Source organism: Desulfobacula toluolica Tol2 (assembly GCF_000307105.1).
Taxonomy (GTDB): Bacteria; Desulfobacterota; Desulfobacteria; order Desulfobacterales; family Desulfobacteraceae; genus Desulfobacula; species Desulfobacula toluolica.
On record NC_018645.1, the window covers coordinates 83,166 to 98,394 of the forward strand.

The following is a 15,229-nucleotide window of genomic DNA, read 5'->3' on the forward strand; positions in this document are numbered from 1 at the left end:
GGTGTCACTCCCTTAAAAATCCGGTCAGGGGCGAAGACGCCTGGGCATACGCTTGTTTGTCCGCCAGGCGGGAAAGATAGGCCATCCTGCCCGCTTTTACGGCAAAGGAAAATGCTTTGCCCGCCAGGACCGGATCATTGCTGGTGGCAATGGCGGTATTGACAAGCACTGCATCCGCACCCATTTCCATGGCTTCCGCTGCCTGGGACGGTCTGCCGATACCGGCATCCACAACCACGGGGATTTTACTGGTTTCAATAATTCGCTTGATCATGGGTTTCATTTCAAGTCCACGGTTGGTGCCGATGGGGGAACCAAGGGGCATTACCGCCGCAGCCCCGGCATCATACAATTGTTTGGTCACGGTAATATCCGGCATCATATAAGGAAGGACAATAAACCCCTCTTTTGCCAGAATCTGTGTTGCCAAAAGCGTTTCGTGATTGTCCGGCATAAGGTATTGCATATCCGTGATCACTTCTATTTTAATGAATTTTCCATATCCGGCTTCCCTGGCGATCTTTGCAATACGGACTGCTTCGGATGCGGTTCTGGCTCCTGAAGTATTGGGCAGCAAAGTGACTGAATCAGGAATATACGTTAATATGTTTTCATCTTTCGCTGTGGGGTCCACCCGTCTGAGGGCAACCGTGATCATCTGTGACCCGCTGGCCTCAAGCATGGGAGCGATAAAATCCCTGGATGAAAATTTGCCTGTTCCGGTAATCAGACGGCTTGTAAATTCAATGTCGCCCAGCATGAGCCTGTCATTTTTAATGTCCGTCATTTATCCGCCTCCCACAAAACTTAATAATTCAATAGTGTCTCCATCAGAGAGGGAGACATGCTTCCAGGTTTCCTGCCGGACCACTTCAAAATTGACTTCAGCAATCAGGGACTCTGGCTTAAACCCTTGCTCCAGGACAAGATCCATAAGGGTCAGGCTGTTTGACGTCAATTTTTTTCCGTTCAGGTTTATTTCCATAAAACCTCCAAACTGTAAACATTTTCATGGCATCTATTTTTATGGTATCTGAGCGGCTGGATATTATGTTTCGGGATATAAGAAAGGATAAAACTGAAAATTAAAAAAAGGTGTTGTTTCATACACTTTCCCTACGCCGGTACTAACCGCATCAGGTTCCAAGGGTTGAAGTTTCAACTTCTCTCAGCTTTTTTAAAAAAAAAGCACCCCCAGTGAGCTAACTTAATGTCTTACTATTTGAAATTCATAGTGCTTGTCAATAAAAATTTTTCATTGACCATGAGTTTTATTGCAATATTGTTGTTGAAAACAAACGGCTTTACCGGCAGACGGTTATCGTCAAACCGGTTGTGCCGTTTAATTTGACTGAATTCTTATAACCGGCTGTTCTAAAATAATCTGCCGGTTATTTTGAATCGTTTTCTTTGGATCATTGAAATGATCTGAAAAAAGAGGTGGTTTATGCTGCTTTCGTTACTTTTCCTGCTTTAATGCAACTTGTGCAAACATCTATTTTTCTGACACAACCTTGCTTGATAACAGCACGAACTCTTTGAAGGTTTGGATTAAATCTTCTCTTATTCAAATTATGGGCGTGACTGACATTGTTGCCAACCATTGGTTTCTTTCCGCAAATTGCACATACTTTCGACATTTTTATACTCCTAAAAGAAAAATTTTTTAACAAAAAAATAACCTGAAATTAATATACCAGAAAAAAATAAAAGTAAAGAAAATTTTACTTTTTGTTGGCAAGTTCCCTGCATCTGGGTATTTTATTCAATGCTTGTTTGCTTTCCTCTGAATCCGGATAATTTTCGATAAGATACTCATATCTTTTTAATGCAGCCTTGTATTTTTCTGTTTTCATATAGAAATTGGCCACATAGAGTTCATGCTTGGAAAGGCTGTCTACGCAGATTTTAATATGTTTCTCCGCCTTTTGGGCATATTCGCTTTCCGGAAATTGGTCGATTAATCTGTGAAACTGGGTCAGGCTGTTTTTAGCAGGTGCGTGATCCCTGTCTATGGAATCAAGCCGATTAAACCAACAAAGCCCGATTCTGTAAATAATATAGGGAACAGCTTCGTTTTTTGGATGCATGTTTTCAAATTCTTCATAGGCAAAAATCGCTTCATCATAGGCTTCAAGCTCATAATGGGCATCCGCAATTTTAAGCTCGGCTAGAATTGCGTACTTGCTGAACGGATACCAGTCTTTTAAATCCGTATATGCTTTTACAGCATCTTTATAGTCTCCTGCAGCAAAGGCAGAAGACCCTTCTGAAACAAGCTGTTCAGCAGTTTTTTCCATTTCGTGCGAGGTTTCAAACCAGGCACATCCGGAAAACCACAACGCCATCATAAAGAATAAAATTAATTTTTTCATTATTACAGGTTCTCAATAAAGTGTTCTGCACAAACAGCCGCAATGGCAGCATCACCCACAGCAGTTGATATCTGTCTTAAAGGGGTGTCCCTGACATCACCGGCAGCAAATACGCCGGGAACCGATGTCTGCATGGTTGCATCCGCACGGATAAAGCCAAATTCATCTGTTTCAACGGCATTATTTAAAAAAGAAGTGTTTGGTAAAATGCCGATCCAGATGAAGCAGCCATCCGCTTTCAGGGTTCTTTCTTCTTTGGTTTTCAGGTTTTTTACCTTGACCCCTTCCAGGCCGAAAAAACCTTCCATACCTGTTGCAACACTGTCCCAGACAAACTCAATTTTGTCGTTTGCAAAGGCTCTTTCCTGAAGTATTTTGGCGGCCCTGAGTTCGTCTCTTCTATGTACCAGGTATACTTTTTTGGCAAATTTTGTCAGGAAGATGGCTTCCTGCACTGCTGTATCACCGCCGCCAACTGCAACAACCGTTTTTTCTTTGAAAAAAGGTGCATCACATGTGGCACAAAAAGAGACGCCCTTTCCCATGAATTTATCCTCGCCAATACCGAGATTCCTCGGGGATGCGCCTGATGCAATGATAAGGCTTTTGGCGGTAATGCTCCTGTCTTTCAGGACGATCTGTTTTGATTGCCCGGAAAGATTGAGAGAATGAACTTCAGCTGTTTCAATCTTCAAGCCCAGTTCTTCTGCCTGGATTTTCATTTTTTCAGCAAGGTCATATCCTGATATGCCTTCGGGAAAACCAGGATAGTTTTCTATCCAGTCGGTTACCAGTATCTGGCCGCCCGGCACGGTTTTTTCCAAAAGGAGGACATTCATTCTCGCCCTGGCAGCATAGATACCTGCTGTCAGACCGGCAGGACCTGCACCAATAATAACAAGGTCATAGTCCGTTTGTGTCATGGTATCTCTCCTTACAAGACTCCTTTGAGGGTTTCTTCAAGTTTTTCTTTGGCAACCATTCCGGTTATTTGATCTGCTATTTCCCCGTTTTTAAAGAAGATCAGCGTCGGGATTGCCTGGACACCATATTTGCTGGGGCTGATCGGATTTTCATCCACATTGACTTTTAAAAATGTCATTTTATCACCGTACTCTTTTTCAAGGGCATCAACCGTAGGGGCAATGGCTTTACAGGGGCCACACCAGGGTGCCCAGAAATCCACCATTACAGGCTTGTCTGATTTGAGAACTTTTTCTTCGAATTCATCATCTTCAATTTCAATTATATTTTGTGTCATTGCAGCCGTCCTAAATTTAAGTTTACGATTAAAACATAATCTTGAAAATATATGTTCTTATTTATTCATTGTCAATTAATCAATATCGTTTTGCAGCATAAAAAAGGGGTGACCGTTTTTGATAAGCTAATCAAAGCCGGCTTACCCCTTCAATGCAGTTAAGATTAAAAGTGGTCAAGAAAATATTGAATTTTACCAGTTTTCAGCAAGCAGTTCAAAATGAGCCTGCGGGTGTACACAGGCCGGGCACATTTCAATGGCCTGCTCTCCTTCATGGACATACCCGCAATTTCTGCATCTCCATTTGACAGATTGGTTCTTTTTAAAAACCGTTCCCTTTTCAATATTGGCAGCCAGCTCTGTATATCTTTTGTCATGTTGTTTTTCCGCCACGGAAATCATTTCAAATGCTGCGGCAACGTCATTAAATCCTTCTTCTCTGGCTGTTTTTGCAAAATCAGGATACATTTTGGTCCATTCATATTCTTCTCCTGCTGCCGCGGCTTTGAGATTCTCAAGTGTTGTTCCGATCACGCCTGAAGGAAATGCACCTGTAATTTCAAGTTCTCCGCCTTCAAGAAATTTGAAAAATCTTTTGGCATGTTCTTTTTCCTGGTTGGCTGTTTCTGTAAAAATATCAGAAATTTGAACAAAGCCTTCCTTTTTGGCCGCACTGGCAAAATAAGTGTACCTGTTTCTTGCCTGGGATTCACCGGCAAATGCGGTTAACAGGTTTTTTTCGGTCTGGGTTCCTTTTAAACTTGCCATAAGTTTGTTCTCCTTTGTCTGTTAATGGTTTCTTGAATCTTAAATTATATCACTCAATTTTCTGCATCAGCAAACTTTGCCGGGGTCAAATTTATCTGGGTCTGCTCAAGAATCTTTATTTGAATAAATGCCACGGCAGAAATGGCTTTTTTATACTGCAATCCGGTAACCTCGGTTTGTCCACAACAAAACATGAAAGTCATAGTTTGAATTTTTTAAGGCTTTCATATAAAGTATTATTAATACTATAATCCCCTGTTTTTTTAAAGCGATTAAATTTGTTTTCAGCAGATATTCTTTCTTGACTTGCTTTTTTAAATAAATAAAACTTTTAAGGAAAATATATTGAGGAGTGCCATGAAAAAATTATTGTCCTTTATCGTCATGATAGGGTTGGTTATTTCAATTTCCCATGCAGAGAATCATCAGGATTTTTTTTTGATGCTGGAAAATTCAAGAAAAGGGGATGTTGAGGCCATGTGTGATCTTGGACTTGCATATTTTTACGGGAAAAAAACATTAAAGGATCCGTTTAAAGCCAAATGCTGGATTAAAAAAGCATATGACAATGGCTCCGTGCGGGCTGAAAAAATCTGGGCAAAGTTGGAGTTGTGGCGGTACTCGGGAAACTGTGACCAGACATTTGATGATGAAACACTGCCGGAATTCTCAAAAGGGGAAACATTTAACGAGCCTGTAACGGGAATGGCATTTGTTTTTATTCCCAAAGGGTGTTTCATAATGGGATGTCATAAACATTCGGGAAACTGTAATAAAGATGAACGGCCTGCCCATAAAGTTTGTGTGGACGGGTTCTGGATGGGCAAATATGAAGTTTCCCAGGAACAGTGGTATCGTGTCATGGGGGAGAATCCATCCAGGTTTTCCAGTGATTTGCGGCACCCGGTTGAAACGGTTTCTTTTGATGACGTTCAAAAGTTCATTCAGAGACTTAATGCAAAAAACCGTGAAAAATTTTTATTGCCTACGGAAGCCCAGTGGGAATACGCCTGTAGAAATGGCGGGCAAAAGGTGGCCTTTCCCTGGGGCAATGAATCCTGGCGTCCCGAAGAAAACTGTGCCACCTGTGATTCAGGTGAGTTTCATGGACAAACCGCACCGGTTGGCAGCTTTTTTTTCAATGACCTGGGATTGTATGATATGGGTGGTAATGTCAAAGAGTGGTGCCTGGATGTCTATCACAAAAAGGCCTATGCAAAACATGCCGGGAAGAACCCGTTTTATGACTCAAAAGGGTCTTCAAGGGTTGTCAGGGGAGGATCGTTTAAGGATAATACATCACATCTCAGATGCACGAACCGGGATAAATCCATACCTGGTATGAGAAGTGATCATATTGGATTCAGGCTTGTTATGGCAAGGGATAATTGAAGTTGATGTTAAAATCTCTATGGGAAAATTTTTGAGAAAAAAGCACCTTGGGGTTAAGTTATTTTTTTCATATGCCGATGTTCTCAAGTAGTGAAAAAATTATTGTTAACTATCCGATATTTGCAAAATGAAAAGAATAGAGATAGTGTATTTGCTTTTTATTCAAGGAGGAAGTTCATGAAAGGCCAACGTATTTTAGTGATTTTAATTTCTTTATCCTTTTTGTGTTCATGTGCGCCATATTATCCTGCTAACATGGCTGAAATAGATGGCCGGAGCGTTATACAGGAAAGTGATGCAGGAGGAGGCAATGAACGAATAGTAGTTTTCAAGGTTACCGGTAAAGGGCTTGCTCCTGAAAGCGCTGTAAGGATCGGGGAGGCAGAAATTTTAGGGGAGAGATCGGCAATACTTGACGGTTACAGACAGCTTTCGGAAAAATTGAAGGGAACATTGATCAATTCATATTCCAGTAGAAATGGAACCGATATTAACATGGATAAGATTACAGCCCAAACGCAATCGTATTTAAAAGGGGTTGAAATAATGGATGTTGCTTCGAATGGGCATGGTGTTTATACTGCAAATATGCAGGTCAGGGTATTTTTTATCTATGACAAATTGATATGGTGGCCTTCTGGACTGGGTAAAAATATAATTCCTTCATATGCAAACACTAATCACATACGCAGTTATTACGCCACACCTTATTATGGTCATATTGTACGATGTGAGTCATATCCCTGGTGTGGTGAGTCTTATTATTATTCTCCTTATAATGTTAATCGCTAAATAGTGCCCGACTGAAAACCGTGTTTTCTTGTTTGATTCCAGACCACCATGTCGTTGAGATTCACCTGTGCCAATTCGGCTACTACCGGGCATTTGGCCTTGAACAGGAAAAAAATCCGCTTGTCGTCATGGGGCAGGGTTTCGTAGTTTCCCTGGCCCTTGGCAATAATCAGGTCTGCCCGGTCAAAAGCCTGTAGAAATGATTTTGAACATTCATTCAGAACGGTTCCTGGAATAGCGGCTCCAGAGTCAATTGTCGTCACCAGGTCTCTGATACCGGTCTTGTCTGCATCCTCAATTGTGGCATCGTTGAGGATGGCACCGCCCCTGACCACGAAGATCACTTTTTTTGTGTCAATCAGATTCAGCACCAGCCGGTCGAATACGATTTCACCTGCATTATCTGCAATCCAGAGGATGTGCCTGGCTTTGTCAAAGATCTGGATCAAATTGTCCATATCTCCCTTAACCTCGTGAGTCAATGCATGGTCTATGGTGGTAAAAACCGTCTTTTTGTCCAGGTTTGAAATCGCACCAAAATCAATGATATTGCCGGCAATGGCAAGTTGAACAGCCGTCTTAAGCGGCAGGTCTGACTGGTTTACCCTGGCCTCAAGATCAGGATAAATTTCCAGGGAAAATCGGTTGAATTGCTGCTTGACCTCCTTGTAAGGATCTTTATTGCCGGTCACCTCGGCGATGGTCTGCTGTATAAGACGAGCCATCATAGGGGGGGATTGTTTCATGTCCATGACGGCCATGGCAGCCAGTGTTTTTTTCAGCACATTGCGATGCACGTCCTCATTATCGGTCACTAGCCTTGCCGCCCCAAGGGATTGGCGTACAAGGCATGGAATACAGTCATTGTATGTTTTCATCATCACCTTCATGTTTTGTTGTGGGCAAATCTGAGCGAAAGGCCAGGTCTGCCCGTGGCAGTTATATGAAAGAATTTTTAACCTGCTGAAATTAAACATCTTTCATTATTTGTTGTGGCAGGTCAATCTGCCATGTCTATTGTTTTGGTCATTTGACCATTATTTTTCTTGACAACGAATTATAACACGCTTATCATTATAGTCAAATGATCAATTCGATTATTGGTCAAACAACCGCTAACCAACAATTGTCATAAAACCAAGGAGTAATCATGCCAAGGCCTAAACGCCCGAGATACATTCAATCCCATCCCGATATACAGGGATTTACCCCGGATGGGATTTCTCACAATGGAGAGACGGTTCTCTCTATTGAAGAGTTTGAAGCTATCCGGCTCAGCGACTACATGGGACTGGACCAGTCCCGGGCAGCAGAACAGATGAATGTGTCAAGGCAGACCTTTGGAAGAATTTTAAAACAGGCCAGGTACAATCTCTCCGAAGCCCTTGTGACCGGCAAACGCCTCAAGGTCACCGGCGGATGTTATCAGATGCAGGGGAGAGGCCGCAGGAGAAGAGGCGGATGCAATAAAAACATTGAAGAGGAGAACATTATGGAAAACCAGAAAAAAGACAACAGCCGGGATTCAGGAGCCGCAACAGGCAGTGGCCAGGGAGGCGGTCAGGGACAAGGCCAGGGCAAAAGAGGCCAGGGCAAAGGCCAGGGTCAGGGTAAAAGATGCCAGGGCCAAGGAGGTCAGGGCCGGGGTCAGAGCGGCGGCTGCAGACGCGGTAATCGCTAATTCAAAACAAACCAATTATCAGCAAAGGAGGTAGTTATGCCGGGATTTAATCAGCAGGGACCCATGAATCAGGGACCCATGACAGGAGGAGGCCGGGGAACTTGCGCCAATGGTCAAATGGCCGGGGCAGCCGGGTTTGGAAATGCACGGTTCGCAGGCCCTGGATCTGGGTTCAGAGGGGGCCGGGGAGGCAGAAGTTTTGGCCGGGGACCTGGATGTGGACGATGGTATTCCCAGGTGCCTGTCACAGCTTCAGCGCCTGTTACCAAGCAGGCCCTGCAGCAGCGGGCAGACATCCTGGAATCCGAACTTAATGCCATCAAAGAGCAACTTGCCAGCCTATCGGATTCTTAAATGGAAATAATCGTAACCAGCGTTTATCAGCAGTAAGGGAGCAACCAATGGCTGATAAACGCTGCGACTGCCTGCTGATTTGCAGGCAGTCTTATTTTTTTTGCTTCAATATGCCGACCTTGCGATTTCTTCGGCCTCACTGATGCAGTACATCAAATGCCGTGGTGTTTTGGCATCTCCTATCAGGTGAAACAAGGCTGTTGTTTTTCCTTCAAGTTCTTTTGCATCCCGGATCGCGCTTTGCTTTTCCGAAATCACTACTGAGTCAAAACCGGTTAATGTGATCTCTTCTCCATTGGCCTTAAACACCACCCCGTCGTCTATGAACTGTTTAATCGACACATTTTTATACAAGGATACTGTTTCTTTGTTCAGCCGTTCTCTTAAGTAATACCGGTCATTGCTGGACATTTCTTCTGCAAAATTTTTTTTCCGGTTCAAGACAACCACCTGTTTTCCCTGGTCTGCCAGAAAATCCGCTGTGATCAAGCCTGTCATGCCGCCGCCCAGCACGATCACCTTGTTTCCAACAGGTTCTTTGCCGCTGATCACATCAATATTTGTAGCAAGGTCCATTTTTGTTTGAAACAGCCCTTTGATCACCGGCATGTCCGGCAGTGATCCTGTGGCCAGGATAACCTTGTCAGGATTGATTTCATTGATCAGATCCAGGGAAAGCTCTGTGTTATAACGGACTTCCACAGCCAGGCGCTTCAGCTCCTGTTTAAAAAACTCCAGGATATCATTGAGTTCCCCTCGCCCGGGTGCTGTTGAGGCAAGGGCCAGCAAACCGCCTGATTCCGGTTTTTTTTCACACACAATGGGCTTGTGCCCCTGGAGGGCAAATTGTCTTGCAGCTGCCATTCCGGCAGGACCTGCTCCGGCAACAAGGATTTTCAGCGAGTGTTCCGGCGGTTTTTCCGATTTGAGTTTATACTCTCTTCCCACATCAGGATTAGCCACACAGGAACCAGGTTCTTTGGCCAGCACTGCATGAATACAACCCAGACAGCAGCCGATACACGGCCGGATTTGTTCAAAATCACCTTTTTTCGCCTTTTCAGGATAAAAGGGGTCTGCCAGAAAAGACCGGCCCATAGCCACCATGTCTGCTTTGCCCTGTTTTATGATGTCGTCTGCATGGTCAGGGTGCTTGATTCGTCCCACGGTAATCACGGGAATGGTAACATGTTTTTTAACTTCTTCGGCCAGATGTACAAAGCACCCGTGGGGGGTGTACATGGAGGGAATGGTCAGTTCCGTGGAGCCGTATACCCCGCCTGAAACGTGAAGATATACAATGCCGGCGCTTTCAAGCAGCGGTGCAAGTTTTACCGTATCCTCAAGTGTCCATCCGTTTTCTATATAATCGTTTCCATTAATGCGTATCCCGATGGGCAAGTCTTTTTTGGTTTTTGCCTGAATATCAGCTATGATTTCAAATAAAAACCGTGTCCGGTTTTCAAAAGATCCTCCGTAATCATCTGTCCTGATATTGGAATTGGGCGCCATAAACTGGTTGATCAAGTACCCGTGGGCACCGTGAAGTTCGATAAAATCAAATCCCGCTTCCCGGCATCGCCTGGCGGAATCCCCAAAACAGGCAACCAGCTCTTTTATCTCATGAATTTCAAGCGCCCGAACCTCTCCTTTTACGACCGCAGGTGCCGGAATGGGAGAGGGTGCCACTTTTTGGGGAAGATAAGACTGGCGGCCGCCATGCATCAGCTGAACCCCAAACAGTGTGCCATAGGGTTTTATCTGTTGAACCATTTTTTTAAGGGCAGGGATGCAATCATCAGTATACATCTGGGGCAGGTCTGGCAGTTCCTGGCCTCCGGGATGGACACTGCCACCGCCCACCAGCATCATGCCGACCCCGCCTTTTGCTCTTTGTACGAAATATTCAATCAACTGATCTGTTACACAGCAATTGTCATCCACACCAAAATTGATGCTCATGGCAGACATCATCAGCCTGTTTTTTGAGGTCATATTGCCGATTCGGATCGGGCTGAAAAGATTTGATAACATGGGTTTGACTTCCTTTTAAATTATCCGTCAATATTTTTGGGTATACCCCGTAATATAGGTGAGCTATCCATACGGATACAAGTTTTTAAGTTTTTTTTGCTTTCCTTAGTGCAGAACGCTGTAAATACGACAACAGTCTTTTGAAAGCCTTTTAAAAGACTATTTAATGCATATTTTCTCCTTATAGACACCGGTTTTTCAGCAACAACAATTTGGAGAAAAATTATGGCAGGACCAAAACCCAAATATGCGGTTCAACTGACCGAACAGCAATACAAAGAATTGAAACATTTGAGTCAAAGCCATATGGCCCCCTGGGTAGAAGTTCAGCGCGCCCGCATTCTTCTGCTGGCACATGAATGCCCGGATTACAGCAACTATCGCATTGCCAAAAAAGTCGGCTGCGGAGCAGATATGGTCAAAAAATGGCGGCGACGATGGCAAAAGGAACCTTCTGTTAAAAGCTTGCCGCGCGCGGGCGCTCCCAGAAAATTTTCCGCCCTCCAGCGTTCACAGATCACGGCATTGGCCTGTTCAAACCCCAGTGACCATGGAAAGCCCTGGAAACGATGGTCCGGCGAGAAACTTGCTCAGACAGCCATTGAAAAAAAAAATTATTAACTCCATATCTGCCGGTACCATTCGTCAGTGGTTGGATCAGGATAAGATTAAGCCTTGGCAATATCATTCCTGGCAAAAGTCGACTGATCCCTGTTTTGTCGAAAAAGCCGGGCCAGTTCTGGATTTGTATGAAACAGCGCAGGAATTATCTCAACAAGGCCATGCCGTTGTCTGTGTCGATGAAAAAACTTCGATTCAGGCTCGAAAACCACTGAGTGAAACACGTCCTGCAATCCCGGAACATTCGGTAAAAGTATCCGATCGTTATGAAAGAAAAGGCGCATTGCAGTTATTTTGCGCTTTGATGGTCGCCACAGGCACCACTATCGCACGTTGCTTTGACAACAGATGTTTTGTCGATTTTCAGGTCTTTCTTTCAAATCTGTTCAACGATCGAGTGTGCAAGGGGCTAAAATCTATCCATCTGATCCTGGATAATGGAACCACTCATGCGCCAAAGCAGTTGGACAAGTGGATTAATTCCCTTCACTTATCCTTTATGGTAAAAATCCATTGGCTGCCAACCCATGCCAGTTGGCTTGATCAGGTAGAGATTATCTTCAGCAAGCTCCAGAGAGATGTGCTGACCCCATGCTATTTTCAAGATAAGGAGGATTTAGAATTACAGCTTATGGACTATTTTGAATATCTTAACCAGAATCCAAAACCGATTCAGTGGTCTTATACAAAAGCTAAAATGTTGGAAAAATTTGATTCTCAAAATCAACAAAAACTAGCGGCTTAATTACAGCGCTTTGCACTTAGACTATTGGCTGGATATGTTTTTTAACATAGTTTCAACTAAATTTTCAAAATCCGACAGGGCCGTTTTTTCCTTGATCAGGGACCGGCCATTCACGGCTTTGAAAAATTTTGCACACACCGTTCTCTGGCGGCTGGTAAATCCTGTGGAAAAGCCTTTCTTTTCCGATTTTGTCTTTTGGGGCAGATCCGTCAAATCCCTTCGGCCGTGGGGCCGGTTAATCATATGGGAATAATAAATCAATGCCCGGTCCATGAGAATATACAGAAACTGAATATTTTTATTAGGTCCCAGCTGGAGTTTATCACCGCCCAGCCGCATGCCTGCGGTTTTCTTTGCAGCTATTTTCCTCCCGCTGAACAGGGCGGAACCAGCTCCTAAAATCCCGCCAATGGCTGTAAATACACCAAAAGTAATCCCGGCTGCCGCAGTGTCGAGTACCGCCCCCACAGTGCCGCCGATAATGGCACCTGTGGCTGCCAATTGTTCTTTTGTCAGTCCCAACAACTCCCAGGTCTGTTTTGAAAACAGGTCATGCTTGAGGATAGAATATTCAGGCAGGTGAACCTCAAACAGATTGTGTTTGAAAAGGGTTCGGATTTTTTTAAACATTTGTTTTTCCAGATCTTTGATATGGGCTTGGTATTTTTCATTGAGCTTTTCTTTGATTTGATCCTGATCAGTGGAAGTGATGGTTTCACAGATAAAAAAAGACAGGCTTTGTTCAATGGTTCGGGTCATGCAGGCACCGGCCAACCGGTTTCTTTTCTGCCAGTCTTTTTTAAAGGCCAGGATCACTCGGGACAAAACAGGTTCCCATTCCTGATCAATGGATTTCAGGCTTTCCAGCATTTTAATGCGTTCAGTGAAATTGGCGGTATTGGAATTGAACATCCGTATGGCGTTAAAATGTTTTCTAAATTCAAATTTCCAGTCTGATGTATAGTCTTTTCCGTCTGTTTTGGAATTGATAATGGCCATTCTCGGGCGGCTTGTCAGTCTTAAAATTTCCATTTCAGCCAGGTCATCATCCCGCACCGGCCTTGAGCCGTCCACCACATAAATAATACCGGCTCCTTTGGCCACAGGCCCCATGAGTTCACACTCGTCTGCAAAAAACGGATCTTGTTTAAAGGTATCAATAAACCGTTCAACAATCAGGTCCGGATCACCGTCAAAGGCTCGAAACCAGGCAAGGGTCTGCCGGGGAACCTGGAATCCCGGCGTATCCACAAACCGGATGATATCTTCCCCGTCAATTTTTACCGTATAGGCTTTTGATACTGTGGTTTCACCAGGAATCCGGCTGACTTTGATCCGGTCGTCTTCGGTCAGGGTGGAGACCACGGAAGACTTACCTTCATTGGGATGGCCCAATACTGCAAATTCGGGTATGATCATTACATAAACCTTTTTAGCACTATACCGGGATTTTCAAGCTTAAAAACGGCTTGTTTCCAGATCTCAAAATTAATGTCCGTGTCGTCCACACAAAGATCTTCCTGTCCCGTATCCTGGGTGAGCAAAATCCACAAGGTTTTGTTTTCAGGCATGGCCGATCGTATCTGTTGAATATAATAGAGAAGTCCCCTTATGGGCGGCTGCCATACTTCATGTACCAGTATCACATGGTCTTCATCACCGGTTTTTACCTGGTGGACGGCTTGAGTATCGGTATTAAAATCAAACTGGATTCCTATGCTCTTGTTCACATCAAAAAACAAGTACTCTTTTACCTGTTGGATTACTTTTTCAATGGCTGCATCTGTATAGGCCGTCTTTGACGCAAGGATCAATGCGGTTTGAGCTGATGTTTTAGGTTGATCCTGTGGCTTTGGTTGATTCAGTGGCTTTGGTTGATTCAGTGGCTTTGGCTGATCAGTCTGAACTTCTATTTGAACCTTTATCTGATCCTTTGTATGATCTGGAGTTTCCGGTTTTGTTGCCACAGGCAGGGCGTTGCTCATCTCCTTGATCGGGTTGGGTTCAACAGCCCGGCTTACCTGGGTTTTATGGGTATCAATGTCAACAACAGGAGACTGCATGCGGATTATCACCTGTTTGAACCTGGGCCTTTCAAAATTAAAATTTTTGACGGCACGGTTCCGGGCAAAAATCCCCGTAATCATAAGAACTGCCCTGGGTATGACCGCGTAAAACACGATGCCCATGCACAGGAACGGCCACCATGAGATAAGATCCTGTGTTGCCAGCACGGAGATTCCGTCCTTTAAAATGATCCTGGAACCATCTATCTGTTCAAGGCTTGGATGGGCAAGTGATGCCGGCATAAACCAGGACCAGGGCAGGGCAATGAAGGACACCATATCATGGACCCTGCTACTTGTGGTCATGATGGTGGACTGCCATCCAAACGCCATGTCGCTGACAATAATCCTGAAAAAAGTGCCGGCAAAGGCACCCGTTGAAAACCCAAAGGAAAACACGGATGTCAGAATAAAAAACGGCCAGAAAAAAAGAGGCATGTATTCCCTGTTTTTTGTTCGGATGAGAGATGACGTATATTCCAGGGTATCCAGACTTTTTTTGAAAACAGGCCAGTCTGCTTTTTTCAGGATTTTGGGCAGGACATTAAAAAAAAATGCAGCTATCAGTGTGTGAATGATGGAAGTGTGAAATAGGTTTTCCCTGTTTTTTGTTCCTGCTGCTCTTCTTGCCAGCAGTATCAGGGTGAGAAGAATCAACACCACCTGCAATACGACAAACAAGGCAATAAACACCGCCACATTGATCGGACGGGTCCCGTGGTAGGCCAGGAATGAATAAGCCAGTGATATGCCTGCCATGCTCCCGAAGAATATCATGGCATATACCACCCAGGTGTAAAGGGAAGAAAAAAAAGTGCCGGGCAGCAGGGCCAGTCCTTTTTTGTCTCTATCCTGGAAAAATTCCGCTTTCCTGAAATTCAGCCATGCCAATAGAAGAGCAGTATCGTTTTTGCATCCGGCTTTGCATTGACTGAAAATTTTTCGATCTTTCATGGCCCTGGAGGTAATTTCTTCTTTAGATTCAAGGGCATCATCCATGCTGATGAGATAATCCAGATCAATGATATCTTTTAATCGTATGTTCATGATTTGTTATTAGCAGATCCCGGTATTTTTCTCAATTGATCTTGATACATTGTATCTGGGTATTCGTAAGTTTTAGAAACAAAGAAATCAAAT

17 protein-coding genes and 1 riboswitch are annotated in these 15,229 nt (G+C 44.1%); of the genes, 6 read left to right on the top strand and 11 right to left on the bottom strand.

Features of this window, described 5'->3' with window-relative positions; all coding sequences use genetic code 11:
* Positions 1-4 precede the first annotated feature (4 nt).
* The 7 genes from TOL2_RS00365 to rbr all read right to left on the bottom strand — a co-directional run bounded on the left by TOL2_RS00365 (position 5) and on the right by rbr (position 4,404).
* The gene (locus TOL2_RS00365) at positions 5-787 is read right to left on the bottom strand and encodes a thiazole synthase (RefSeq protein WP_014955588.1); all 783 of its coding nucleotides are present in this window, start codon (positions 785-787) and stop codon (positions 5-7) included.
* Positions 788-985 carry a sulfur carrier protein ThiS gene (gene thiS / locus TOL2_RS00370; RefSeq protein WP_014955589.1) on the bottom strand — a complete coding sequence of 66 codons (198 nt, stop codon included), beginning with the start codon at positions 983-985 and terminating at the stop codon, positions 788-790.
* 110 nt (positions 986-1,095) lie between these two features.
* Positions 1,096-1,206: riboswitch (TPP riboswitch) on the bottom strand.
* 239 nt (positions 1,207-1,445) lie between these two features.
* A complete protein-coding gene (gene rpmB, locus TOL2_RS00375) occupies positions 1,446-1,640 on the bottom strand; it encodes a 50S ribosomal protein L28 (RefSeq protein WP_014955590.1) in 195 nt (64 codons plus the stop codon).
* A gap of 84 nt (positions 1,641-1,724) precedes the next feature.
* Positions 1,725-2,375, bottom strand: coding sequence for an outer membrane protein assembly factor BamD (locus tag TOL2_RS00380; RefSeq protein WP_014955591.1), 651 nt, complete (start codon positions 2,373-2,375; stop codon positions 1,725-1,727).
* Positions 2,376-2,377: 2 nt separating this feature from the next.
* A complete protein-coding gene (trxB, locus tag TOL2_RS00385; protein WP_014955592.1) occupies positions 2,378-3,298 on the bottom strand; it encodes a thioredoxin-disulfide reductase in 921 nt (306 codons plus the stop codon).
* 11 nt (positions 3,299-3,309) lie between these two features.
* On the bottom strand, positions 3,310-3,636 hold the full coding sequence (gene trxA / locus TOL2_RS00390; protein WP_014955593.1) for a thioredoxin: 327 nt from the start codon (positions 3,634-3,636) through the stop codon (positions 3,310-3,312).
* Between the two features lie 192 nt (positions 3,637-3,828).
* On the bottom strand, positions 3,829-4,404 hold the full coding sequence (rbr, locus tag TOL2_RS00395) for a rubrerythrin (RefSeq protein WP_014955594.1): 576 nt from the start codon (positions 4,402-4,404) through the stop codon (positions 3,829-3,831).
* A gap of 357 nt (positions 4,405-4,761) precedes the next feature.
* Between rbr and TOL2_RS00400 the strand changes: the two genes are divergently transcribed.
* Both TOL2_RS00400 and TOL2_RS00405 read left to right on the top strand, forming a co-directional pair.
* Positions 4,762-5,796 carry a formylglycine-generating enzyme family protein gene (locus tag TOL2_RS00400; protein WP_014955595.1) on the top strand — a complete coding sequence of 345 codons (1,035 nt, stop codon included), beginning with the start codon at positions 4,762-4,764 and terminating at the stop codon, positions 5,794-5,796.
* A 177-nt stretch (positions 5,797-5,973) separates the two neighbouring features.
* Complete coding sequence (locus tag TOL2_RS00405) at positions 5,974-6,588, top strand: LPP20 family lipoprotein (protein ID WP_014955596.1); 615 nt, start codon at positions 5,974-5,976, stop codon at positions 6,586-6,588.
* On the opposite strand, the gene TOL2_RS00410 is transcribed toward TOL2_RS00405, so the two are convergent.
* The gene (locus tag TOL2_RS00410; protein ID WP_232508015.1) at positions 6,585-7,469 is read right to left on the bottom strand and encodes a damage-control phosphatase ARMT1 family protein; all 885 of its coding nucleotides are present in this window, start codon (positions 7,467-7,469) and stop codon (positions 6,585-6,587) included. The genes TOL2_RS00405 and TOL2_RS00410 overlap by 4 nt on opposite strands.
* Before the next feature lie 269 nt (positions 7,470-7,738).
* On the opposite strand from TOL2_RS00410, the gene TOL2_RS00415 reads away from it, so the two are divergent.
* Together TOL2_RS00415 and TOL2_RS00420 are read left to right on the top strand one after the other, a co-directional pair.
* Entirely contained in the window at positions 7,739-8,269 is a 531-nt protein-coding gene (locus TOL2_RS00415) for a DUF134 domain-containing protein (RefSeq protein WP_014955598.1), read from the top strand.
* A gap of 36 nt (positions 8,270-8,305) precedes the next feature.
* Positions 8,306-8,623: a DUF5320 domain-containing protein gene (locus TOL2_RS00420; protein WP_014955599.1), complete on the top strand. Its 318-nt coding sequence runs from the start codon at positions 8,306-8,308 to the stop codon at positions 8,621-8,623.
* 105 nt (positions 8,624-8,728) lie between these two features.
* Here TOL2_RS00420 and TOL2_RS00425 read toward each other — a convergent pair whose 3' ends face one another.
* A complete protein-coding gene (locus TOL2_RS00425) occupies positions 8,729-10,657 on the bottom strand; it encodes an oxidoreductase (protein ID WP_014955600.1) in 1,929 nt (642 codons plus the stop codon).
* A gap of 225 nt (positions 10,658-10,882) precedes the next feature.
* On the opposite strand from TOL2_RS00425, the gene TOL2_RS24720 reads away from it, so the two are divergent.
* Together TOL2_RS24720 and TOL2_RS00435 are read left to right on the top strand one after the other, a co-directional pair.
* On the top strand, positions 10,883-11,278 hold the full coding sequence (locus TOL2_RS24720; protein WP_014955601.1) for a helix-turn-helix domain-containing protein: 396 nt from the start codon (positions 10,883-10,885) through the stop codon (positions 11,276-11,278).
* Positions 11,259-12,023, top strand: a complete 765-nt coding sequence (locus tag TOL2_RS00435) for an IS630 family transposase (protein WP_041279163.1) — start codon at positions 11,259-11,261, stop codon at positions 12,021-12,023. Before TOL2_RS24720 ends, TOL2_RS00435 begins: the two co-directional genes overlap by 20 nt.
* 21 nt (positions 12,024-12,044) lie before the next feature.
* Here the strand turns inward: TOL2_RS00435 and TOL2_RS00440 are convergent, their stop codons facing one another.
* Both TOL2_RS00440 and TOL2_RS00445 read right to left on the bottom strand, forming a co-directional pair.
* The gene (locus TOL2_RS00440) at positions 12,045-13,442 is read right to left on the bottom strand and encodes a DUF3482 domain-containing protein (RefSeq protein WP_014955603.1); all 1,398 of its coding nucleotides are present in this window, start codon (positions 13,440-13,442) and stop codon (positions 12,045-12,047) included.
* Complete coding sequence (locus tag TOL2_RS00445; RefSeq protein WP_014955604.1) at positions 13,442-15,136, bottom strand: DUF2868 domain-containing protein; 1,695 nt, start codon at positions 15,134-15,136, stop codon at positions 13,442-13,444. The genes TOL2_RS00440 and TOL2_RS00445 overlap by 1 nt, the downstream gene beginning before the upstream one ends.
* Positions 15,137-15,229 lie beyond the last annotated feature (93 nt).